Below are 22,222 nucleotides of genomic sequence, written 5' to 3' on the forward strand. Positions count from 1 at the left end.
GCCAGGGCCAACGAGTAGGTGTCGTCGCGGATATACCAGACCTGCAACCAGGAGAGTTTGGCGTGGGTGCTGCCGGGGCAGGATTCGGCCATCTTCGTCAGCCCCAGGTTCAGCCCGTCGGCCAGCAGCGTGGTGAGCAGCAGCGCCGGGTCTTTGGCCGGGGCCCCGGTTTTCAGGTGCGTGAAGTGGCGGCTGAACTCGGTCCATTCGTCCACCTCCAGCAGCAGGTCCGTAATCTTAACGTGGGGCAGCAGGCGGGCCACCTGCTCAATCAGCCGCTGGGCCGTGTCCGGCACGGCGGCATCCAAAGGGGTTATTTTCAGGCCGGCCGCCGTCAGGCTGGCATCCGGCAACTCGCCCGCGGCGGCCAGGCGGTTGACCATTTCCAGCTGCTGGGTCAGCTGCGCCAGACGCTGCTGGAGATACTGTTCTCCATCGGGTTCCACCGCCAGCGGCAGCTCGCCGGCCTGCAGCAGGGCGGCAAACGAGTGCGCCGGCACCAGGTACTCCTCAAAGTCTTTGAACTGGCGCGAGCCCAACACCCACATATCACCCGAGCGCAACGCGTTTTTGAGTTCGGCCAGGGCGCACAGCTCGTAGTAGCGGCGGTCCAGCCCCTGGTCCGTCCGCACCACTTTCTGCCAGCGCCGGCTAATGAAGGCCGTCGGCGCATCAGCCGGCAGCTTGCGCGCGCCCGCTGCGTTCATCCCGCGCAGCACGTCAATCGCGGCCAGCAACGGGCGAGCGGCCGGAGCTGCCCGCAATGGTAGGGCCGCCAGAAACGCGGGCGCATAGCGGCGCAGCGTCGCGTACTGCTCCCCTATATGGTGCAGAAAGTCAAAGTCGGCAGGTTGGGCCAGTTGGTGCGCTTGGTCCACACTGGCGGTGAACTCCTCCCACGGCAGCACCGATTCAATGGCCGCGAACGGGTCCGTGCCCGTGGCGCGGGCCGTGAGCAGGGCCTGCCCGATGCGCCCGAACAGGCGCACCTGCTGGTTAATGGCCTTGCCCGAGGCCTGAAACTGCTGCTGGTGCTTGTGTTTGGCCGCGTTGAACAGCTTGCCGATAAGGCGGTCGTGCAGGTCCAGCAGCTCATCCAGGACGGTGGCCGTGCCTTCCAGGGCCAACGCGACCAGCGTGGCCAGGCGACGGGTGGGTTCGAACTTGGCCAGGTCGGCCGGGGTCATCTGCGCCCCCTCCCGCGCGATTTTAAGGAGCCGGTTCTGATGCACCCGCCGGCCCAGGTCGGCCGGCAGGCCCAGCTGTTGCCACGCCGCGAGCCGGGCCAGGTGTTCCAGCAGCTGCCGCGAAGTGGGGGCCGCCGGAGCTTGCCGCAGCCAGGCCAGCCACGTCAGGGCGCTGTCCTCCCGGCGCGTGAGCAGGTGTTCCAACGCCTGGCAGCATTCTGGGGTCAGGTCCTCGGTGAGCGTCTGGTAGAGCCAGCGATTCGCCTGCGTCAGCGCCTGCGCGCTGAGGCGTTCCAGCACGGCTACCGTAGGCAGCAGGATGTCCTGCCGGCGCAGGTGGCCGATCAGCGCCTGGACCAGTACCACACCTTTGTCGGTTTGCCGGGCGACTTCGGCCAGCCACGACACGGCGGTTCGGTAGTGCGGCAAGCCAAACGGTTGGAACCTGTAGGCCGCCTGTAGCTCCAGCAGGTGCTCGCGCCGAGTTTGCGCGCGCTGGCCATAGACGGTCCAGTCCGGGGCCGGCAGCTTCAGCTGGGTAGCCACGAAGGCGAGCAGCGCCGGGTCGGGCACCTGGTCCGGGCCTAGCACGATGCCCGGAAAGCGCAGGTAGCAGAGCTGCACGGCAAACCCCAGGCGGTTGGCCGCGCCCCGGTGCTGGTGAATCAGCGACAGGTCCGCCTCACTGAGGGTATACTGCCGAATGAACTCCTCGGGGTTTTCGGGCAGCGCGAGCAGGTGCTCACGCTCAGTCGCGGATAAAGTGGAACGACGGGGCATGAGCAGCGGGCGTGTGAAGGCGGCTCAAGGTGTGCATTCCCCGTCAAGGGAGCAAGTACAACCCAACTGCCCCTGCCTGTTTGTTCATTTTAACGACCGTTTTTAATAATCGAGTTTAGCGTGTAAATCCGCCCGGTTGGAGAAAGCAATCCTATGTGCCCCATCTATTGCACTGTCGGAATAAATAATAATGGTCTTGATGAGTAGTCAAAGAGGGGCACGGAAACAGTTGTTTCCGTGCCCCTCTTTGACTACTCATCAAGACCATTGTCGCTCAAGAAGACTAATTTACTGTTGTGTTATGGTGATTCTTAGTGCTGAATAGCAATATTGAAACGGTGCATGGTCTTACCTTGACGCACTTGTATATGATATAAGCCGGCGGGAAACACCTTTGTTTCCAAGTGTATCACGCTTTCACGGCCCGTCTGGCTAAGTAACAGCCGACCACGATCATTGTACAATTCCACGTGATAGGGTTTATCATTGGTAAAGGGATTGCGCACATCTACGTATGTATCTGCCGGATTGGGGTAGACAGCCGCTGGGGTGTTGGCCATGCGCATCTGATCACAAGACTGACCATATAATTGATTGACGACATTGATGTAGGTTGTAGCCGTGCCACTGCCCGGGCAGCCTGGAGCAGCCGTGTAATCAGCATATATTGTAGTTGTTCCGGGATAGCTACCTACCTGTACCATAGCCCCCGTAGGACTCTCCGAAAGGAGGCTACCATTGTCCACTCGCCAGGCTGTGACCTGAGCCCCGTTATTGCTAATGGCCGAAATATCGACTACTGAGCCAATACAAACTTCCGCAGTGGTACTCTTCTGCAGAGTGATCCAAGCGGGTGAACAGGTAGGCGTTGGAGCCGCTTGGCAGTCCAACGAGCCTAATCCCAACGTAGGGTTGGCACCGGAGTTAACCCCACTTTGATAGGTTGGTTGTTGGCCTTGGATGCTGCCGCCACGTTCTATGCAGATAAAGGCACCGCTTTCAATCACAATTTGGCCATTGTTCTGCAGCGTCGACCCATTCCGAACGACCAGCGTGGCACCGTCTTGGATACGGAGCACCGAGCCGGTATGTACCGTGACCAAGCCTCGGTTACGCAAGTCCAGTAGGCTGCCCCGCCCGAAACGTACCGTTGCGCTTCGCTGCCCATCGGCGTTACCCACAACAAAGCGGCCATCTTGTTGCACGGTCACTACACTGCCGCAGGCCGAGGTGTATAGGTCGAAAGAAGCATCGGTGGGTGGTACCCGCGTAGCAGAGGTGCCACCGCTTACGGGCAGGCCCGTTTGGTTAATGCTAAGTATACCGCCGGCGGCAATGGTAACTGATGGCAAGAGCCGACGAAACAGACTGCCGTAGTTGTAGCCAGACGTGAGCGTAGTCGGCAATCGGTGAGAGGACTCAAGCATTTCGTTCTGCACCCAAGCACCGTTGTTGCTGTAGTAAGACGGTTTACCTTGTGAGGAAGCTTGCCCATTCGTTATTTGCACGTGAGGCTCGCTTGTGCCTGGAGCGAAGTAAGCATCAAACGGGTATTTGGAGGGGTTGGGACGATCAGATTCCGGAATATTCGCCTGCACATTATAATTGACGTTTGCGGCCCCAATGCTACCGGCATCGGTGATGCCCAGCGCACTGATGAGGGGAATAAAGGTGTCTATCGAAGCCCCTGTATCGAAATACTGTCTGGTTAACCAGTTTTCATTGTTAAATGTCTTTGCGGTTGTTCTCGTCCCCCCCGGACTTGTATCGTAAGGGGTAGTGCCAGGGTTTACTTGTTTTGTGTGCCATCGGATGCCATAAGGTCGCCGATACGCAAATACCGTATTGTTGTCTCCTTTAAACGATCTTCCGGGCAAAGCAAAGGCCTCATTCCTGCCCCACCCAGGAGGAGCGATACCAGTGGTCCTTAGGATCATCATACCGGGGTGATAGTTCGGCAACGTGCGGCCTGTAACGTCGCCATTTGAGACGGCGACTTTGCGCATGTGGGAGGGAAAGCTCCCCGGCGAGTTTTGCCAATTCTGCCACCCATTACGCAAGGTTGTAGCGTCAGCATCATAGTGATAGATCAGCATTTGCTGGCTGGCAGGCCGTTTGAGCATTTCACGCTTGTCGCGAAATCTACCCCCAAAAGGAGATACACCGGAAAGCCGATCCAGCATATGCTGTACTCCCAACACGATATTTCCCCCCCGGTGCGGCGAATCAAAAGAGATGTAGAGCTTGGTATTGTGACACAAGTTTTGTTGCTCCATCCAAGCCAACGCAAAGCGTGCTACCTGTCCCCCCATGCTAGCACCAAGCACTATCGTCTCCTCCCCATCTGGAACGCGATTGTTAGAAATATGAGTCAGCAAATCCACCAACGTCATGGCGTTGTTCTGAATCACATCGGCACCGTCAGTATAATCCAGATAGATAATATCGTATCCTTGCTCTTGCGGATTAGCTGGCTCTTGTAATGCTTGGCGCAGAGCTGGCAGCTTTTCCAGACTCGGGTACTCTTCGTTAAACTCTATCATCTCATTCCATCCCGCTTCACCCTGGCGATACCCTACGCCGAATTGGGGGTGATTTAGGGGGATGTTTGTAATTCCAGGGCTGGTTGGGGGATAAGCGACTAAGTAGTTCAGGGCTAAATCATCGGGGTCGCCGCTGTAGCGCGGGAAATCAATCCCTTCCACGAACACCAATGGTTTGCGGAATTTACCCGACGAGTTGCCCCGACCCCATTTCACCCAGGCGATGGCACTAGCCGGACTTGAGCCGGGCCAGGTACGGGTAGCAGAAATACTGAGGGCCATATCCGGTGGTACCGACGGTCGCCCTTGCCGAAGAACGGCATTAGCACCTGCTGCTTCCAGCGCATTATAAACAGTGATGTTCGGAGCAGCGCTTGCACTGGCAGATGACTGAGTTGCACTCGTACTCGAAAGCGGCACCGTGGAACCCATTGTCACATTTCTGAATCCCAAATTGTCCCCGAGATTAACATACAGACTGGAGGGCGATGCGGCGTTGCCAAAGTAAAACTCAGTGCCCACGTACAGACTTGTGGTCTGACTCCGGTGAACGTAGCCGGGGACAGCAATGGCAAATACCCGCCCCGTAGTATAAGGGCTGCGGCTACGATCTGGCCCGTCGTATACCCGCTCGTTTACCGAATCGATTCGGATGAGCCCTTGCGCCGCTGCATCGGGCAGCAACTCGTTGTACGAGTAATCAAGCACGAGTAAGGGCAATTCCCCCCGCTGAAGTCGGGTTTGGATGTTGGCTTCCAACTGTTCGGGGGTAAGTAAGCCACTGCGGTCCAAGGCGCTTTGATAGAACTGCCAGTACTGCTGCTGCCAGGCAGCATAGGTCGTTACGGGGCTGTCAAACCCCCCAGTGTAGAGGTGAGGATCTGAAACCATTACGGCCCGGTCCAGCAGTACGCCAGTTGCTATGCGCGCCGACTCCAACGTGCTGAGCGCCGCAGCAGTCTCTGCTGCAAGATCGCCAGCATCGAATACCGGGAGCGGTCTTGAGGGTTGCTGAGCCCAACCCAGGGTGGTGGTGGCCAGCAACCAAAGGAGTAAAAACTTTTTTATCATAAATAGCTGAAAAATGAGAAATGCGAATAGGAGATTTTACTGGGCATGGCATATTGCGCCAGTGCCATAGGCACACGCGGGGTGGGCCCCGGGAAGGGGGAAGAATAAAACATTGGGTAAAATGAGGACCGGAGCGCTAGTAACGCACCTCAATCAAGGCCGTGTCGAGTGGGGCCACAGTGTAGGAGATGCGGTGCTCACTTTGGTCAGCCGTGCGGCCGCCATCTAATCGCCAGACCACTACGTTTGGGAAATCAGGCGTGACCGGACGCACGAAGGCCGTGTCCTGCGCGTCCTCCGTACGCAACGTCACATTGCCGATGAAGCCACCGACCCTGATGGCAAGGGCGTCCGTGTGCGGGGGAACGTCGAGCAGATGCACGCGCAACCATGCGGGGGCGTCTACCGGCACGCGCACGCCCTTGTTCTTGCGTCCTCCCTTCAGTTCGGGTGCCCCGGCATACTGCGAGTTGCCCCGGGCCGAGCGGGCCATCAGGATGTAGTTTTGCGCGTCGTCGGCGTCAAAGGTAAAGTCAAACCGGCCTTGTGCATCCGTGTCCAGCCAATCACCCGCAGCTGTGTAAGCCGATGAAAACCCGCCCCGCTTGTTCTGCATGACTTGCACCTGCGCCGGCCCCACGGCCTGCCCCGTGCTTGAGTCCACCACTTGTCCTTGCACTACCGTCCGGCCTTCGTAGTCGAAGAGTGAACAGCCCGCCAAGCCAGCGCAAAGCATGGCCAATATCAGAGATAAGTGAATTTTTAACATACAAACAAAAAAGGGAACATATGTACGATATGACTATTTGTTTAACCATAAACTAATACTGTTTCCAGTAAAGTCAAGACTAGCACAGTCGCGTTAACTTGATTTAGTCAAATAGTGAGCTGGAAGGCGGAATTAGGTCGAATATAGAACTTTAACTGCTACAGCCGCGCTTGCGGCAAAAAATTTTGTCTCGCTCTAAAATCATTCACTCGTTTTTCTGTACAAACCAGATAGCGGGTAGCAGAGAAGTGAACTGCCGCCTAAACGGCTGAAAACGGTTCAGAAAACTTGTTCAGCAATCAAAGTACAATAACGGGTATCTTCGGTATGAGAAACCTGTACTTTGTCCCCATGAATATCGGCTACGCTCGCGTCTCGACCCGCGACCAGAACTTGGAACTACAACTTGATGCCCTGCACAAGGCTGGGTGTGAAACCATCTTCCAGGAGAAAGCATCCGGGGCCACCAAAGCCCGACCGGAACTTGACCGAATGCTGGCCAGTCTGCGCAATGGCGATACCGTCTACATTTACAAGCTTGACCGATTGGGCCGCTCGCTCAAACATCTGCTGGACATGGTGGCTGAGCTGGAGTTCAAAGGCGCAGGCCTGGTCTCGCTCACCGATGCCATCAACACGACCTCGGCCCAGGGGCGGCTCGTGTTCAACCTGTTTGCTTCTCTAGCCGAGTTCGAGCGAGAACTCATCCGGGAGCGGACTTACGCCGGCTTGGCTGCCGCGCGGGCGCGGGGCCGAGTCGGGGGCCGTCGCCGAGGGTTATCGGAAGAGGCCGAGCGGACGGCTATCGTAGCCGAAACCTTGTATAAAGAGCAGCAACTGGGCGTCAACGAAATTGCCCAGCGCCTGCGCATCTCTAAAGTCACGCTCTACAAATACCTGCGTCACCGGGGCGTCGTCATCCATAGTCATCGAAAAACTACAGCGGGCAAACCAGCCGATTGAGTTTTATATCTATTCGTAGGTCAAATTCCTTAACGTGCTATTTATTCCGTTTTCTGAGAGGACCCCAGGTAGCGCGGGTCCTGGAAGCCGGCCAGCAGACGGGCCGTGGCGAGGGCGGCGGCAAAGAGGCCGCGGTGGTAGTCGGCGTGCAGCTGGCCCACGTGGGTGAATTCGTAGCGCAGGCCCGTGTGGCCTAGGGGCTGCCGGAACCGGTAGGCCTCCTCGGCGCTGAAGCCGCTCAGGTGGCGCCCATCGCTGAGTAGCAGCTGCACGCCGGGCCGCTCGCCCGGGCCCCGCTCGTACACTTCGTAAATCAGGCCCACGGCCCGCTCGCGCGGGTACAGCACGGCCTCGCCGACGGTTAGCTGGGGAAGGTTGGTCATGCCAGGAAATCGAAAGAAAAGAGGGTTAAATCAACAGCAGGCAGTACTGGCCGGCCTGGTCTTCGCGGGTGGCGCGCACGGCCTCTCGGGCCACGGGCAGCAGGGCTTTCACCAAGGCTTCGAGCACCTCAAAGTCCTCAGCAGTGGCCACGCCCAGCTGCAGGCGCCCGGCGACTTCCAGCGTAAGGCCTTCGCAGTTGAGCCCGTAGCCGCGCTGCTGCATGTCGGCTTCGACATCGGTCAGCGCGGCGGCTACCCGGGCGCGGTACTGGTTCCAGTCGGCATCGCCGAAAACGGGGGCTTCGCTTGCATTCATGGGCGGTAGGGAGCAAAAGATGAAAAGCCACAGCAGGCGGGCCGCCGGAGTCAGCGGCCCGCTGCACCGACCTAGGCAGCAGCTAGCCAACTGAGTTCGGCTTCCCGGTACTGCCGGCTGACTTCGTCTTCTTCGGGGGTAAATTCCAGCACCCGGGCAGGAGCGGGGGCGGGGGCGGCCTCTTCCTCCTCCGGTACCCCCAGAATCAGCCTAGCCGCACGCTGGGCCTTGCTGGCAGCCTGCAGCACCAGCTTTTTGTCATTTTTTAAGCGCTCCAGCCACGTCTGGATGTAGGCCACGGCATTCTCTTCGGTCTGGGGCGTATCGAGGCCGGCGGCCGCACAGAGAAACGACGCGCCCATTTCCGCCGTCAGCTCCTCGCGGGCGTAGCTGGCCGACTGCTTGCCCTCGCCGGCGGTCAGGTCCGGGCGGGCCAAGCGGGAGGCGTGCCCGGTGCTGTGGGTGAGTTCATGGAACAGGGTGGCATAATAGCCCTCGGCCGTGGTGAAGGTGGCCCGCTCGGGCATGTTGACCATATCCAGCGACGGGGAATAATACGCCCGCTGGTGCAGGTGCTCAATCACGGGGCGGCCGTCCCAGCCGCTGACAATGGCTTCGGCGGCGGCAATGGGCGTGTGCGCGTGGCGCTCCACCTCGGGCAGCACAAAGTCAATGTTTTCAATGTCCTCCACCGAAAACACGGTGTAGTACTTCAGGAAAGGCAGCTTTTCCTCTTTGCCGGTCTGCTCGTTTTCGCGCACCGACACGTTGTAGTATACTACCGGGTGCCCTTTGGCGCCCTTGCGCACGTTGCCGCCCAGGGCCAGCGCCTGCTTGAAAGTCAAGAAAAAGGGCAGCGCCCCGCTGAAGTGCAGCAGAAAGGCGTTGATACCCGAGTAAGCGGCACCCGTGGCGTAGTTGCGGGGCAGGCCATAGACAGCGTTCCACGGCTTGCGCCACGGAATGATGCCGCCTTCCAGCGCGGCCACAATGCGGTCGGTCACAATCTGGTACACATCGGGGCGGGGAGCGGCACAGGTAGCAGCAGTACGGGCGACGGACTTGCGGGTCTTCTTCATGATAAAGCGCTGTTTGATTGGACGTTTATTATACTTATTAAACGAAATCAGGCCGCCCATAGTTTACATTTTGCTCTTTGTTTTGTATCTTTTTGCTCTTTTCATTCGACCTTCTTTTCCCCACTGCCCCCCTATGGAAAGGCCCTCAAACAACTGCTTCTTTCAACTGGTCAGCCTGCGGGCTGAGGAGTTGAAAAACCACTTTTTATAAGCGCAGGATGCCCCAACGCGGGCCTGTATTTGAGCAGGCTGGCGTTGGGGTCTGGTGCGGCCGGCGCTGTATTGGCCAGCCAGAAACAGCTAAGCGAACTGATTCAGCAGCTACAATTTTTAGCCTTATGATTACTAATTTTATTAGCAGCGCGTATTATTGCGGACACGCCTACTTTATACCGCCCATGCGCAACGTCGAATTAATCCCCGTCCACGACTCCCAAACGCCTTTTTTGCTCCCGCTTTTCAGCTGCTCGGTGTCCGCCGGCTTTCCCTCGCCGGCCTCTGATTACACTGATGAGCTCTTCGACCTGAATCGCCTGCTCTTGCGGCACCCCGACGCCACGTACCTGGTGCGGGTGAGCGGGGAGAGCATGAAGAACGCCGAGATTCACGAAGGCGACCTGCTGGCCGTGGACAAGCAGATGGAGGCCGACCACAACCACATTGTGGTGGCCGTGGTGGAGGGCGAATGCACCGTCAAGCGCCTAGTCTGTGAGCACGGCACCTGGTGGCTCAAGCCGGAGAACCCGGACTACCAGCCCTGGGAGATTGTCGATGCCGGCGCGGTGCGCATCTGGGGCGTGGTCACCCACGTGCTGCACGAACTGATTCCTGGCAAACTAGCTGCGCTGCTGCGCACCCGCGACTAGCCATGTACGCCTTAGTCGACTGCAACAACTTCTACGTCAGCTGCGAGCGGGTTTTTCAGCCCCGGCTCGAAGGGCGACCCGTAGTTATTTTGAGCAATAATGATGGCTGTTTGATATCCCGGAGTGCGGAAGCCAAGGCCCTGGGCCTGCAGATGGGCGACCCGTACTTTCAGGTCAAGCCCCTGCTGGAGCAGCACAATGTGGCCGTGTTTTCCAGCAACTACGCGCTGTACGGCGACATGTCGCGCCGGGTGATGTGGTACCTGAGCCAAGTGGCGCCGGCCGTGGAAGTGTATTCCATCGACGAGGCCTTTCTGGACCTGCATGGCATGGAACGCTTCGTGGTCAGCAGCCTGGACACCTTTGCCCGCACCGTGCGCGCCAATTTGCTGGCCCGCACCGGCATCCCCACCTGCGTGGGCATTGCGCCCTCAAAAACGCTGGCAAAACTGGCCAACCGCTTGGCCAAGAAAAACCCGGAGATGGGCGGGGTGTGCTACCTGGATACGGCCGAGCGCCGCCGCTGGGCCCTGGAGCAGGTCGCCGTGGAAGATGTCTGGGGCATCGGCCTCCAGTATGCCCAGAAGCTTTACGCCGCCGGCATCACCACGGCCGCCGGGTTGGCCGGCTGCTCGGAAGCCTTTGCCCGCAAGCACCTGGGCGGGGTGGTCGGGGCTCGCCTCGTGCGCGAGCTGCAGGGCTACCCGTGCCAGGGACTGGCGCCAAGCGAAGACGGCACCTTATCGCGCCGCACCCTGTGCGTATCGCGCACCTTCGGCCGGCCGCTCTCGGATTTTCTCGATGTTACGGGCGCCGTCAGCGCCTTTGCCTCCCGGGCCGCGGAGAAATTGCGCCGCCAGGGCGACGCGGCACACCTGATGACCGTCTTCCTAAGTAAAAGCCGCTTCGGCCTGGAGCCCCCGCCGTATTCCTGCTCCGCCGTGCTCACGCTGCCCGTGGCCACCAACGACACCATTGAGCTGGTCCGCTTTGCCCGGGCGGCGCTCAAGCGCCTCTGGCAACCGGGCAACCGCTACACCAAGGCCGGCGTGATACTCGACGGCTTGGAGCCGGAAGGACAAACCCAGCTCACGCTGTTTGAGCCCGCGCCCGTTTCGGAAAAACGGGCCAAGTTGACGGCCGAGCTGGACGCGCTGAACCGCCGCTTCGGCAAAGGCACGGTGAAGCTGGCCTCGCTGGTGCTGCCCCCCAGCCAAGACAGAGCACCCTGGGAAGGGCAGGCGCAGTGGCGTACGCCGCAATACACCACTCGACTGGAAGATTTGCTGCTGGTAGGCTAAGGCCACCGCGGGAGTTGAACCAGTCTACGGCGTGCCGCCTCGCGCCCAAGCAAGCGCGGCAGCAACGGTGGCCCCTACCGCGCGAGCCATAACCCGGGCCGGTAAGGCGCGTAAGCGCGCTGGTACTTGGCTACGCTTCTGCCTATGTCCCACCCGGATTCCGAAAAGCAACAGCTCCAACAGGAGCGCTACCACCTCCTGCAGCAGCTTACTGACTGGCTGGAAACGCCCCTGCTGGTGTTGGGCTTTGCCTGGCTGGTGCTGCTGGGCGTGGAGCTGCTGTGGGGCCTTAGCCCGGCGTTGGAGCTGGCGGGCACGATTATCTGGGTGATTTTCATCCTGGACTTTCTGCTCAAGTTTATCCTGGCGCCCCGCAAACTGGCGTTTCTGAAAAATAACCTCATCACCCTGATTTCGCTGCTCGTGCCGGCCCTGCGCCTGTTTCGGCTGGCGCGGGTGTTTCGGGCGGCGCGGGCCGTGCGCGGGCTGCGGCTGGTGAAAGTCGTGGGCTCCCTGAACCGGGGCATGAAAGCGCTGGCCGCCAGCTTCGGGCGGCGTGGCGTGGGCTATGTGCTGGGCCTCTCGGCCTTGGTGCTGCTGCTGGGCGCGGCGGGCATGTACGCGTTTGAAAAGGACGTGCCGGGCGGCCTGCGCACCTACTCGGAAGCGCTGTGGTGGACGGCCATGTTACTCACCAGCATGGGCAGCGAGTACTGGCCCCGCACCGGCGAGGGCCGGGCCCTGTGCCTGCTGCTGGCCCTCTACGGCTTCGCGGTCTTTGGCTACTTTACGGCGACGCTGGCTACCTTCTTCATGGGCCGCGACGCCGAGAACCCCGAGGCCGAAGTGGCCGGGGCCGCCGCCGTAGCGGCGCTGCACGAGGAAGTGCGGCAGCTGCGCGCCGAACTCCGGCAGGGTTCCTTACCCGCGGCTTCAGCAGAACCGCCCCCAGCGGACGTGTAGCGGTTGCAGCTGTCGCCCCATCAACCTTTGCGCGGAACCGGGGGTATAGAAGGTTTTACCCAGTTGGAAACTTTACCTACCTCGCGATGAATACACAGCATCAATCCCTGCTCGACGCCCTGAATGCCTGCGTGGCGGCTTGTGAAAACTGTGCGTCGGCCTGCCTGCAGGAAGACGACGTGAAGATGATGGCGCCCTGCATTGCCCTTGACCGGGACTGCGCCGACATCTGCGCCCTGACGGCCCGTCTACTGTCCCGCGGCTCTGAGCACGCCTGGCACCTGCTGCGCGAATGCGCCGAAATCTGCCGCCTCTGCGGGGAAGAGTGCGCCAAGCATGCGCATGCGCACTGCCAGGCGTGCGCCGCCGCCTGCCGCCGCTGCGAAGAAGCTTGCCGCCAGGGAATGACTGCGTAAGAAAGCCTCATTCGAGCTCTTGCCGGGCCGGGGCCACCCGGCCCCGGTATGGTACTGCTCCACTTACCCCCCTCCCATGGATTTTTCCCTTGCCTGGCAGAAGCTCCACCAGATTGGCCGCGACCTGATGCTGGCCCTGCCCAACATCGTCTTTGGCCTGGTAGTCTTTCTGGGGTTTCTGCTGCTGGCCCGCGGCGTGCGCGCCCTGGTGCAGCGCATCACGCGCGGCAAAAAAAGCAGTCACAACCTGCCCCTGCTGCTGAGCCGGCTGGCCTACGTGGCCACGCTCATCCTGGGGGTGCTGGTCACGGTCACCATCGTGCTGCCGGGCTTTACCCCGGCGAGCCTGGTCAGCGCGCTGGGCGTGGGCGGCATTGCCATCGGCTTTGCCTTCAAGGACATCTTCCAGAACTTCCTGGCCGGCATTCTGCTGCTCTTTACCGAGCCCTTCCGCATCGGCGACCAGATTAAGTACAAGGATTTCGAGGGCACGGTGGAAGACATCCAGACCCGGGCCACCAGCATCAAAACCTACGACGGGCGCCGCGTTATCATCCCCAACGCGGAGCTGTTCACCAACGCCGTGACCGTGAACACGGCCTACGACAAGCGCCGCCTGCAGTACGACGTGGGCATCGGCTACAGCGACGACATTGCCCGGGCCCGGGAGCTGATGCTCGAAGCCATGCGCGCGGTGCCTGGCGTGCTCCAGGACCCCGCGCCGGAAGCTCTGGTGATGGATTTGGCCGCAAGCTCCGTGAACATCCGGGCGCGCTGGTGGGTGGACCCGCCCCGGCAGGCCGACATCCTTGATGCCCAGGACAAGGTGCTCGAAGCCATCAAGAACAAGCTCGCCGAGAACGGCATCGACCTGCCCTTTCCCACCCGGCAGATTCTATTCCACGACCAGACCGAAGCCACCGACGGGGACCGGCGCCGGCAGCGCGAGGGCTGGCCGGCGGGCCCCGGCGACATGCCGGCGGCCCGGGCGGCCGCACGCGGCTCCGAGCCACCGACGCCGGACAAACCCCAATAACCGGCGGGGCGGGGGCCGCTTTCAGCCCTGTTCCCCCTCTACACGTAAGGCAGTTGTTTCGGCTTAGTGTATTCGCGTGGTTCCAACTCGCTTCTATTTTTCCAATGCCGTGGGCGCGGTCGATTATGTGCCTCGAACCTACGTGTACCTGCACTGGACGGGAGCCCCGCTGACCAGCGTTGAGTTCCGCGCCCTGTACGTGCACGTGCGCAACCTCTTGCGGCGCCACCAGCTCAAAGCCATTTTGGCCGACCACCAGGCCATGCCCGAAGCACCCGACGAAGCCGACCGGGCGTGGCTGCTGGAGCAGTGGCTCCCGGAGACCATTGCGGAAACGTCCCTGGCCCGCTACGCCGCCCTGCCTACGCCCGACCCGGGCCACCGCCTGCACACGGAAACGGTGCTCGACGGCTTGCGGCGGCACCTGCACGTCGCCGTGTTCGACGACCTGGACCAGGCCAGCGCCTGGCTGCGGGAGGCGTAATTTCCTGCCCTTACGGGTTGTTCGGTTCATCAGCGGCGCCGAAAGCTGCTTCTGCTTCCACCAGCCGCTGACGCACCTGCGCCCGCTCGTAATCGGTGGGTAAGGTGCGCCGGGCGGCTTCGGCTATCAGGTCGGCTTGCTGGCGCAGGGCCTGGCGGCGGGCCGGGGCCTGGGTCCGCTGCCCGATGGTGGCCAGGGCCGTGAGCAGGCGCAGGTATACCGCCACGTTGCCGTCGGCACTGCCGCGTATCTGGTCGAAGGCCGTGGCCAGATAGCCGCCAAAAGTGGGACGCACGGCCAGGATGCGGACCCGCTCGTGGTCGGTGCGCCAGGGCTGCTCGAAGCGCCGGTCGGCCAGCTGCGCCAGCAGGGCGCTCAGGTGGTCGATGCCGATGAGGGCCGTGGTGGTGTCGTTGATGCCCGGCGAAAGGGCCTTGAGGGCAATGTCCACCAGCTGACGCAGGCCGAAGCCGGCATCCTGCTCGATGGTGCGCTGGCTGCCCAGGCTAAAGCAGTCGTTGAGCTGCGCGGTGAGCTCCTTGGGCAGCGAGATGGATACCTGGTCGTAGTACGCCACGCTGACCAGCGCCGCGCCCCGGGCCACGAACCCGCCCATGCCGTGCTCCAGGCGCACCACGCCCCCCAGCCGGCGGGCCAGCGCGAGCAGCGCTTCCTCGTCCAGGCTTTGCACGTAGCCCGTGGCCCGGGCCGGGACCGGCTGCCAGTGCAGCTGCCCGGCCTGCCGGAGCACCTCCTGCGCTTGCGCCGGGTCGGCTTCCTCGCCTAGCTGCTCGGGAAACAGGCGGGCAATGGCCGCCTGGGTTTCCTCAGTGGCGTGACGGATGATGGTGGACGCCTGAATGGCCGTGGCCATGTGGTGGATGAAGAATATCAGCACCCCGATGCTGACCAGGGCCAGCACCAGGCCCATGAGCACGGCCAGGGAGGGAATAAAGCCGCCTTCGTCGCCCCCGCGGATGGTGCGCAGCACGATCAGGCAGTACACGAAGATGCTGACGAAAAATCCCAGCACCACCTGGTTGGCCCGGTCGCGCATGAAGTTGCGCAGCACCCGGGACGTGTACTGGCTCGATACCTGCGCCAGGGTGCTCAGCGTGAGGGAGAAAATCAGGGCCGCCACTGTGACCATGGAGCCGGCAATGGCCGTGAGCATGCCCCGGGCCCCGTCGGAGCCGGCCCCGAACAGCAGGGGGTAGTCCGGCACCCAGTCGTGGCGGATACCGGCGTCGAGAAATACCAGCGCAAAGGCCAGCCCGATGGCGGCGGCTACCATCAGGGTGGGCACAAACCAGAGGCTGGCGTTCAGGTGCTGCCACAGGGCGCGGAGTCGGTGCATAGGAAGCGGATTACGAGCGGTTAATGACCGGCATCGGCGGAAGCCTCGCCGGTGCTCAGGCCCAGCCGCTTGACCAGCGGCCCGATGGTGAGGCCCTGCCCGATGATGCTGAACACCACCACCACGTAGGTAACGCCCACCAGCAGGTCGCGGGGCATGGACTGGGGCAGCGACAAGGCCAGGGCCACGGAAATGCCGCCCCGCAGCCCGCCCCAGGTCAGCACCCGCAGCGTCTGGCGGTCGAAGGGGTAGTAGCGCTGTAGCAGAGCCAGCGGCAGGCCCACCGACGCCCAGCGGGCCAGCAGCACCACCCCGATGGCCACGAGGCCGACCAGCAGGGTAGTGCGGCTGATGTCGAGCACGAGCATCTCCAGGCCGATGAGCACAAAGAGTACGGCATTCAGAATCTCATCGAGCAGCTCCCAGAATTTGTCCAGGTACTCCCGCGTCTCGTCCGACATGCCCAGCTCCCGGCCCTGGTCGCCCACAATCAGCCCCGCCACCACCATGGCCAGCGGCCCCGAGGTGTGCAGCCGCGCGGCCAGGGCGGTGCCGCCCATCACCAGGGCCAGGGTAAGGAGCACCTCCACCTGGTAGTGGTCGATGCTGCGCAGGGCCCAGAAACCGGCGTAGCCCAGCGCCGCCCCCAGGGCCAGGCCGCCCAGGGCTTCGCGCAGAAACAGCTCCCCGATAACGGTGGGCGTGGCCTGCCCAGTCCCGAATTGGGCAATTTGTAGCAGGCTTACGAACACGACCACGGCAATGCCGTCGTTAAAGAGTGACTCGCCCACAATTCGGATTTCCAGCCGCGGGTCGATGCGCGCTTGCTTGAGAATGCCCAGCACCGCAATGGGGTCGGTGGGGGAGATGAGGGTCCCGAACAGCAGGCAGTAGATAAAGTCGGTGGGCAGCCCGAACCAAGGCAGCAGGTAGTAGAACGCCGTGCCGACCAGCAGGGTCGAGAGCAGCGTGCCCATGGTGGCCATCGCGCCCACGGCCACGCCTTCCTTGCCCAGGGCCCGCAGGTCCACGTGCAGGGAGCCGGCAAACAGCAGAAAGCTCAGCATCACCTGCATGAGCACCGTGTGAAAATCAATGCCGCGCACCAGCTCGCCCGCGGTCAGTACCCAGTCGACGCCCAGCTTGCCCAGCCCGATGGCCAGCAGGGACGAAACCAGGGCCAGCACCATCAGCCCGATGGTACCGGGCAGCCGAAGGAAGCGGTGGTTGACGTAGCCGAATACGGCGGCTAGGACGATGAGCAGCGCCAAGGTATTGTATAATTCCATCGAAAGGACAGGGGCAGGTTGGGGTAAGGTAGGGTAGACGCGGAACAATAGCGCTTGGTTGACGCATGCTCCATTTGCAGCGCAGACCGGCGGCGCTGATTCCGGCAAACCTACGCCTTTCCGGGACTGGGTTGCCTGCCGGGCCGGCCTACCCGCTCGCCGCTGCTCCCCTGCGCCTGCCCTGTGCTGCTTGTGCGTCATAACAAGTTTCCTGCTGGTTTCCAGCGCGGGTTACGGCCGCGCTTTGCGGCTACCTTGCGGCGGGATGCGTATGCAGCGCATTCATTGCTATTACCCTTCTATGAATGTGCGCTTCTTGGTCTGGCTCCGCCAGCGCTTTGACCTTTCCCACGACATGGCCGACCCGGCCCACATCCTGGCTGGCGTGGAAGAGGGCATTGTCTTCCGCGGCACCAACCTGTGGGTGCTCATCTTCGCTATTCTGGTAGCCTCGGTGGGGCTCAACGTCAACTCCACGGCCGTTATCATCGGGGCTATGCTCATCTCGCCGCTCATGGGTCCCATCGTGGGCATTGGCTTCGGGGCCGCCACGGCCGAGGTAGAGCTGGTGCGGCGGGGTTTGAAAAACCTGTTCATTGCCGCCGGCATCAGTTTGCTGGTGTCGGCCCTGTACTTCCGGCTCACGCCCCTCACCGATGCGGGCTCCGAGCTGCTGGCCCGGACCCAACCTACCACCTGGGACGTGCTCATTGCTTTGTTCGGCGGGGCAGCCGGGGCCGTGGGCCTCACCCGCCGCTCGCGGGGCAATGCCGTGCCCGGCGTGGCCATTGCCACGGCCCTAATGCCGCCGCTGTGCACGGCCGGCTACGGCCTGGCCACATCCCACTGGAGCTATCTGCTGGGGGCGCTGTACCTGTTTTTCATCAACAGCGTGTTTATCAGCCTGGCCACCTTTCTGGTGGCCCGCATCCTGCCGCTGCCGCACCACACCTTTGTCAGCCGCCAGCGCGCCCGGCGCGTGCAGCTTTCCATCTGGGCCGTGGCCCTGCTCACCGGCATACCCAGCGTGTACCTGGCTTCGCGCATCGTGCAGCGCACCGTGTTTGCCCACAATGCCCAGCAGTTCGTGGACGAGCAGTTTAATCAACAGCCGGGCACCTACGTGGTCACGCGCCGCATCGAGGCCGACACACGCACCATCAACGTGCTGCTGGCCGGGCAGCGCCTCACGCGGGCGCAGCTGCGCGAGGCCCGGCAGCAGCTGGTCCGCTACCGCCTGCCCCAGGCCCAGCTGACCGTGCGCCAGGGCCTGGCCCAACTCGACTCGGCCGATGCCCAAACCATGCGCAACAGCCTGCTCGAAGACGTACGCAGCCGCAACGAGCAAACCCTGGCCGGCTACGATGCCCGCCTGGCCCAACTCCAGCAGGTGCTTACCCAGCCCGATAACCCCGCCCTGACCGGCCTGCCCACCGCCCCAGTTCTGCTACGCGAGGTGCAGGCCGAGCACCCCGCCGTGCGCCAATTGGGCGTGAGCCGTGTGGTGCGGCCCGCGGCCGATTCGCTGCGGGCCGATACGACCGTCGTCGTGTCGGTGCGCACCGCGCAGCCCCTGCCGGCGGTCGAGCAGCAGCGCCTACGGCAGTGGCTGAGCGTGCGCGCCGGCAGCCAGCATCCCGTGCAGCTGCTACTGGAAGCGCCACCCCGGCGCTAAGGATAGGGTCCCATCCTTCAGGTTGGACGCAGCTTCCACAGTTTGTCGATGTACTACCCACCCAGAACGTACACCCGCAAAGCCACCGGCAGGCCCGCTTCTGCTCGCTTCACCCCAACCTACGCAGCGCAAGTCCAACCAAGCCGGGCGCGAAGAGCCAGAATGTTTTTGGTGCGGTCCTCTTTTCTCGCTACCGCAAAAGAAGCGAGAAGCATTCAATGCTATTCACTTTCAGTAGCTTCTTGGTTAAGCTTATGACGTTGCCTGGGCACGATAACCACCCAACGCCCCGGCCGCCGCGGGGACTTTTTCGTGCCGCATCCGCGCCAGCCGACCCAACCCCGCTGCCCGGCCGTAGGTAAGGGTACCCTCCACCATTCCCCGGCCGCATGACAGATATTAACCGCGCCTTCACCCTATTATCGGGCAAGCTTACTCGCTGGCTGCAGCAGTTTATTCTGCTGCTGCCCAACCTGCTCATTGCCGTGCTGATTCTGGTCGTCACCTTCTTCGCGGCGCGGCTGGTGCGCCGGCTGATGGGCCAAGTGCTGCCACGGGTATCCACCCACGCCACGCTGAACAACCTGGTGAGCACCTTGGCCTACCTGGGCGTGCTGCTGGTGGGCACCTTCTTCACGCTGGAAGTGCTCAGCCTCGACAAGACGGTGACCTCGCTGCTGGCCGGCGTGGGCATCATCGGGCTGGCGCTGGGCTTTGCCTTTCAGGACATGGCCGCCAACTTTATCAGCGGCATCATCATCGCCGTGCAGCGGCCCTTCACCGTGGGCGACGTCATCCAGACCGACGCCTTTTTCGGCACCATCGAACGCATCAACCTACGCACCCTGGATTTGCGCCAGGTCACCGGTGAGCTGGTGCGGGTGCCCAACCGCAAGGTGTTTGAAAGCGCCGTGATAAACTACACCGTCACCACCCGCCGCCGCGTGGACCTGGACTGTGGCGTGGCCTACGACTCGGACCTGGAGCAGGTGCGCGCGGTGGCGCTGCAGGCTATGCGCGACTTTCCCAAGCTGCTCACCGACCGGCCGCCGGAAGTCATGTTTACCGGCTTTGGCGATAGTGCCATCACCTTCACGCTGCGCTTCTGGATTCCCTACCAGCAGCAGGTCGACTACGTGGGCGCCAAGAGCGAGGCTGTTATGCGCATCAAGCGGGCGTTTGACGAGGCCGGGATTGTCATTCCCTTCCCCATCCGGACCCTGGACGTATCGCCGGCGCTGCTGGCCCAACTGCGGCCCACGGCGGCCGAGTAGGGCTGGCACCTATTGACCTGAATCAGGAACCAGCCAGGAGGGTTTTTCTGTGTATTTTTCCCGCATATGAGGCCATTTTTTACCTGCTTATTCCTGTTGCTGACCTGGGGCGCGGTAGCCCAGACGCCCGATTCCCTGGCCCCGGCGGCCCGGCCCGCGCCGGCGGCACCGGCCGGCGCGGCCGTGGTGCTGCCCCCCGCCGATACCTTGTTTCGGGTGTACGGCCGGGTGGGTTCGTTTGGCCCCCGCGAGCGGGCCGAGGCCATCCAGCGCCGCCTGCAGGCTCTGCTCGACGCGCCGCTGTTCCGGCCCGACTCGCTCTACGTGGTCGACGCGGAGCAGGACTCCGAAATCATGTACGCCGACGCCCACGTGCTGAGCGTGGGCGAGGCCGAAGCGCAGGCCCTGGGCCAGCCCCGGCAAGCCGTGGCCCGCCAGTACCTCGGCCTGCTGCGCCGCCACCTCACGGCCGCCCAGCAGGCCAGCTCCCTGCCCGCGCTGCTGAAGCGCGGCGCCCTGGCCGTGCTCACGCTGGTGATGTTGGCCGGCTTGATTTTCGGGCTGAACCGCTTTTTTCGGGCCATCAACCAACGCATTCTGCGCTGGCGCGGCAGCCCCCTGCGGCCCTGGCGCATCAATAACTACGAGCTGCTCACGCAGCAGCGGCAGCTGGAGGTGCTGCGCACATTACTCAAGGTGCTGCGCCTGGTACTGGTAGCCCTGACGGTGTACCTCGCGCTACCCCTGCTCTTTAGCCTCTTTCCCTGGACCGAAGGTTTCTCGCGGCAGCTGCTGGGCTACGTGCTGGGCCCCGTGCAGCGGGTGGTGCTGGCCATCGTGCACTACATTCCCAACCTGCTCACCATCGTAGTCATCTACTTCTTTACCACCAACGCCGTGCGCCTGCTGCGCTTCCTGGCCACGGAAGTGGCCGAGGGCAAGCTGGTCATCGACGGCTTTTACGCCGACTGGGCCCTGCCTACCTTCAACCTGGTGCGCTTCGCCCTGTACGTGTTCATGTTCATCGTCATCTTTCCCTACCTGCCCGGCTCCGACTCGCCGGTGTTTCAGGGCGTGTCAGTGCTGCTGGGCTTTGTCATTTCCTTCGGCTCCACCTCGGCCATTGGCAACCTGGTAGCGGGCATTGTCATCACCTACATGCGGCCCTATAAGGTGGGCGACCGGGTCAGGATTGGCGAGGTGGTGGGCGACGTGCTCGAAAAAACGCTGCTGGTCACCCGTCTGCGCACCATCAAGAACGAGGACATCACCATTCCCAACTCCAACATCCTCACCGGCCACACCGTGAACTACAGCGCCGCAGCCGAACGCGAGGGCCTGGTGCTGCACTCCACCATCACCATCGGCTACGACGTGCCCTGGCCGCAGGTACACGAGCTACTGCTGGCGGCGGCCCGCGCCACGGCCGGCGTGGAGGCTATGCCCGCGCCTTTCGTGCTGCAAACCAGCCTCGACGACTTTTACGTGTCTTACCAGGTGAACGCCTACACCCGGCTGCCCCACCGGCAGGCGGCGCTCTACTCCGAATTGCACCAGCATATCCAGACCGAGTTTGCCCGCGCGGGCGTTGAAATCATGTCCCCGCACTACCGCGCCACCCGAACCGGGGCGGAAGCAGCCAGCACCATTCCGCCGCTTCCGGCGAGTTAGCGCCGCCAGGCGGGCCGTGTCGCTGGTTTACCGGCTACCACAGCACGTTGCCGTCCCGAATGGGTGGCTCCATCCCTAGATGCGGGTAACCCCAGGCGCACTTCTAGGTAGCTGCTGTTCACGTTAGAAACACCTGAGCTTCGACAGCGGGCAGTGGAGTTTGTCCTCAAGCTGTCGGCCCATACGCTCTTGGACCCGGGCCATTACGAACAGCAACCACGGGCCCGTGCAACACTCAATAGAAACCGACTGGTAGGAGCGCCGCAACCGTTGCATCCAAGCCGAAGCCTGGACCCGCACTAAGCACCTACGATACGCGTCACCCTTGGCCTCGGTTAAAAGTTTGGTACAAAGGTTAAACGTCCCTTACAACATTGGCACAGGTTTCGACCTAAAGCGGAATTCGTCTTTAACAAAATTTAATCAATAAATTTTTGATGTTAACCAATAGACCACCTATATTCACTCACTGACCTGACCCGCGGCACTACAACAAAAACGCCGCATGCCTATCCTATTGCTCATTTCCTGTTTTTGTGTATTGCCTCGTCAACGGGGTACTGCACAGGCGTGGGAGTGAGCTTTTTTTATTTGCTGTCGGCACTATGGCAGCGCGGTGTTCCATCATCAAGGCTACTTCCTTTGGAAGCGCGTTGTCATCCCTAACGATAAGTTGGTTCGTCCACTGGATCAGGCGAAGTCTTAGAGGGTGTTGGGGAATTAGCAGCCGGCTAAAAGAAGACGAGTCAGTAAGTTGGGGCGGGAGTTCCTAGGCTCTCACCCCATTATGGTTGACGGC

General features: G+C 62.0%; 18 protein-coding genes. 10 read left to right on the forward strand and 8 right to left on the reverse strand.

Annotated elements, in window-relative coordinates; genetic code table 11:
• From GGU46_RS21440 to GGU46_RS21450, 3 genes are all read right to left on the reverse strand, one after another.
• A partial coding sequence (locus tag GGU46_RS21440) for a Tn3 family transposase (RefSeq protein ID WP_183405557.1) occupies positions 1 to 1,967 on the reverse strand: 1,967 nt, incomplete at its 3' end.
• A 311-nt stretch (positions 1,968 to 2,278) separates the two neighbouring features.
• Positions 2,279 to 5,581: a T9SS type A sorting domain-containing protein gene (locus tag GGU46_RS21445; protein ID WP_183405558.1), complete on the reverse strand. Its 3,303-nt coding sequence runs from the start codon at positions 5,579 to 5,581 to the stop codon at positions 2,279 to 2,281.
• A gap of 136 nt (positions 5,582 to 5,717) precedes the next feature.
• Entirely contained in the window at positions 5,718 to 6,302 is a 585-nt protein-coding gene (locus GGU46_RS21450) for a hypothetical protein (RefSeq protein ID WP_183405559.1), read from the reverse strand.
• A gap of 399 nt (positions 6,303 to 6,701) precedes the next feature.
• Between GGU46_RS21450 and GGU46_RS21455 the strand changes: the two genes are divergently transcribed.
• A complete protein-coding gene (locus GGU46_RS21455) occupies positions 6,702 to 7,313 on the forward strand; it encodes a recombinase family protein (RefSeq protein WP_183405560.1) in 612 nt (203 codons plus the stop codon).
• Positions 7,314 to 7,354: 41 nt separating this feature from the next.
• On the opposite strand, the gene GGU46_RS21460 is transcribed toward GGU46_RS21455, so the two are convergent.
• From GGU46_RS21460 to GGU46_RS21470, 3 genes are all read right to left on the reverse strand, one after another.
• Complete coding sequence (locus tag GGU46_RS21460) at positions 7,355 to 7,696, reverse strand: hypothetical protein (protein WP_183405561.1); 342 nt, start codon at positions 7,694 to 7,696, stop codon at positions 7,355 to 7,357.
• Positions 7,697 to 7,721: 25 nt separating this feature from the next.
• Positions 7,722 to 8,012, reverse strand: coding sequence for a hypothetical protein (locus GGU46_RS21465; protein ID WP_183405562.1), 291 nt, complete (start codon positions 8,010 to 8,012; stop codon positions 7,722 to 7,724).
• A gap of 71 nt (positions 8,013 to 8,083) precedes the next feature.
• Complete coding sequence (locus tag GGU46_RS21470) at positions 8,084 to 9,091, reverse strand: ArdC family protein (RefSeq protein ID WP_183405563.1); 1,008 nt, start codon at positions 9,089 to 9,091, stop codon at positions 8,084 to 8,086.
• Positions 9,092 to 9,489: 398 nt separating this feature from the next.
• On the opposite strand from GGU46_RS21470, the gene GGU46_RS21475 reads away from it, so the two are divergent.
• The 6 genes from GGU46_RS21475 (at position 9,490) to GGU46_RS21500 (ending at position 14,157) form a co-directional block, all read left to right on the forward strand.
• A complete protein-coding gene (locus GGU46_RS21475) occupies positions 9,490 to 9,957 on the forward strand; it encodes a LexA family protein (RefSeq protein ID WP_183405564.1) in 468 nt (155 codons plus the stop codon).
• A 2-nt stretch (positions 9,958 to 9,959) separates the two neighbouring features.
• Positions 9,960 to 11,258, forward strand: a complete 1,299-nt coding sequence (locus tag GGU46_RS21480; protein WP_183405565.1) for a Y-family DNA polymerase — start codon at positions 9,960 to 9,962, stop codon at positions 11,256 to 11,258.
• 144 nt (positions 11,259 to 11,402) lie between these two features.
• The gene (locus tag GGU46_RS21485; RefSeq protein ID WP_183405566.1) at positions 11,403 to 12,221 is read left to right on the forward strand and encodes an ion transporter; all 819 of its coding nucleotides are present in this window, start codon (positions 11,403 to 11,405) and stop codon (positions 12,219 to 12,221) included.
• 86 nt (positions 12,222 to 12,307) lie between these two features.
• On the forward strand, positions 12,308 to 12,637 hold the full coding sequence (locus GGU46_RS21490; protein WP_183405567.1) for a four-helix bundle copper-binding protein: 330 nt from the start codon (positions 12,308 to 12,310) through the stop codon (positions 12,635 to 12,637).
• Positions 12,638 to 12,713: 76 nt separating this feature from the next.
• Entirely contained in the window at positions 12,714 to 13,673 is a 960-nt protein-coding gene (locus GGU46_RS21495; protein ID WP_183405568.1) for a mechanosensitive ion channel family protein, read from the forward strand.
• A gap of 76 nt (positions 13,674 to 13,749) precedes the next feature.
• Positions 13,750 to 14,157: a hypothetical protein gene (locus GGU46_RS21500; RefSeq protein WP_183405569.1), complete on the forward strand. Its 408-nt coding sequence runs from the start codon at positions 13,750 to 13,752 to the stop codon at positions 14,155 to 14,157.
• Positions 14,158 to 14,167: 10 nt separating this feature from the next.
• Here the strand turns inward: GGU46_RS21500 and GGU46_RS21505 are convergent, their stop codons facing one another.
• Positions 14,168 to 15,514 carry a DUF2254 domain-containing protein gene (locus tag GGU46_RS21505; RefSeq protein WP_183405570.1) on the reverse strand — a complete coding sequence of 449 codons (1,347 nt, stop codon included), beginning with the start codon at positions 15,512 to 15,514 and terminating at the stop codon, positions 14,168 to 14,170.
• Between the two features lie 20 nt (positions 15,515 to 15,534).
• A complete protein-coding gene (locus tag GGU46_RS21510; RefSeq protein WP_183405571.1) occupies positions 15,535 to 16,803 on the reverse strand; it encodes a cation:proton antiporter in 1,269 nt (422 codons plus the stop codon).
• A gap of 301 nt (positions 16,804 to 17,104) precedes the next feature.
• Here GGU46_RS21510 and GGU46_RS21515 point away from each other — a divergent pair, with 301 nt between their 5' ends.
• The 3 genes from GGU46_RS21515 (at position 17,105) to GGU46_RS21525 (ending at position 21,423) form a co-directional block, all read left to right on the forward strand.
• A complete protein-coding gene (locus GGU46_RS21515) occupies positions 17,105 to 18,478 on the forward strand; it encodes a DUF389 domain-containing protein (RefSeq protein WP_073288302.1) in 1,374 nt (457 codons plus the stop codon).
• Positions 18,479 to 18,867: 389 nt separating this feature from the next.
• On the forward strand, positions 18,868 to 19,752 hold the full coding sequence (locus GGU46_RS21520) for a mechanosensitive ion channel family protein (protein ID WP_183405572.1): 885 nt from the start codon (positions 18,868 to 18,870) through the stop codon (positions 19,750 to 19,752).
• Between the two features lie 66 nt (positions 19,753 to 19,818).
• A complete protein-coding gene (locus GGU46_RS21525; RefSeq protein ID WP_183405573.1) occupies positions 19,819 to 21,423 on the forward strand; it encodes a mechanosensitive ion channel family protein in 1,605 nt (534 codons plus the stop codon).
• Positions 21,424 to 22,222 lie beyond the last annotated feature (799 nt).

It is taken from the genome of Hymenobacter latericoloratus (genome assembly GCF_014199535.1).
In the GTDB taxonomy this organism is placed as follows: domain Bacteria; phylum Bacteroidota; class Bacteroidia; order Cytophagales; family Hymenobacteraceae; genus Hymenobacter; species Hymenobacter latericoloratus.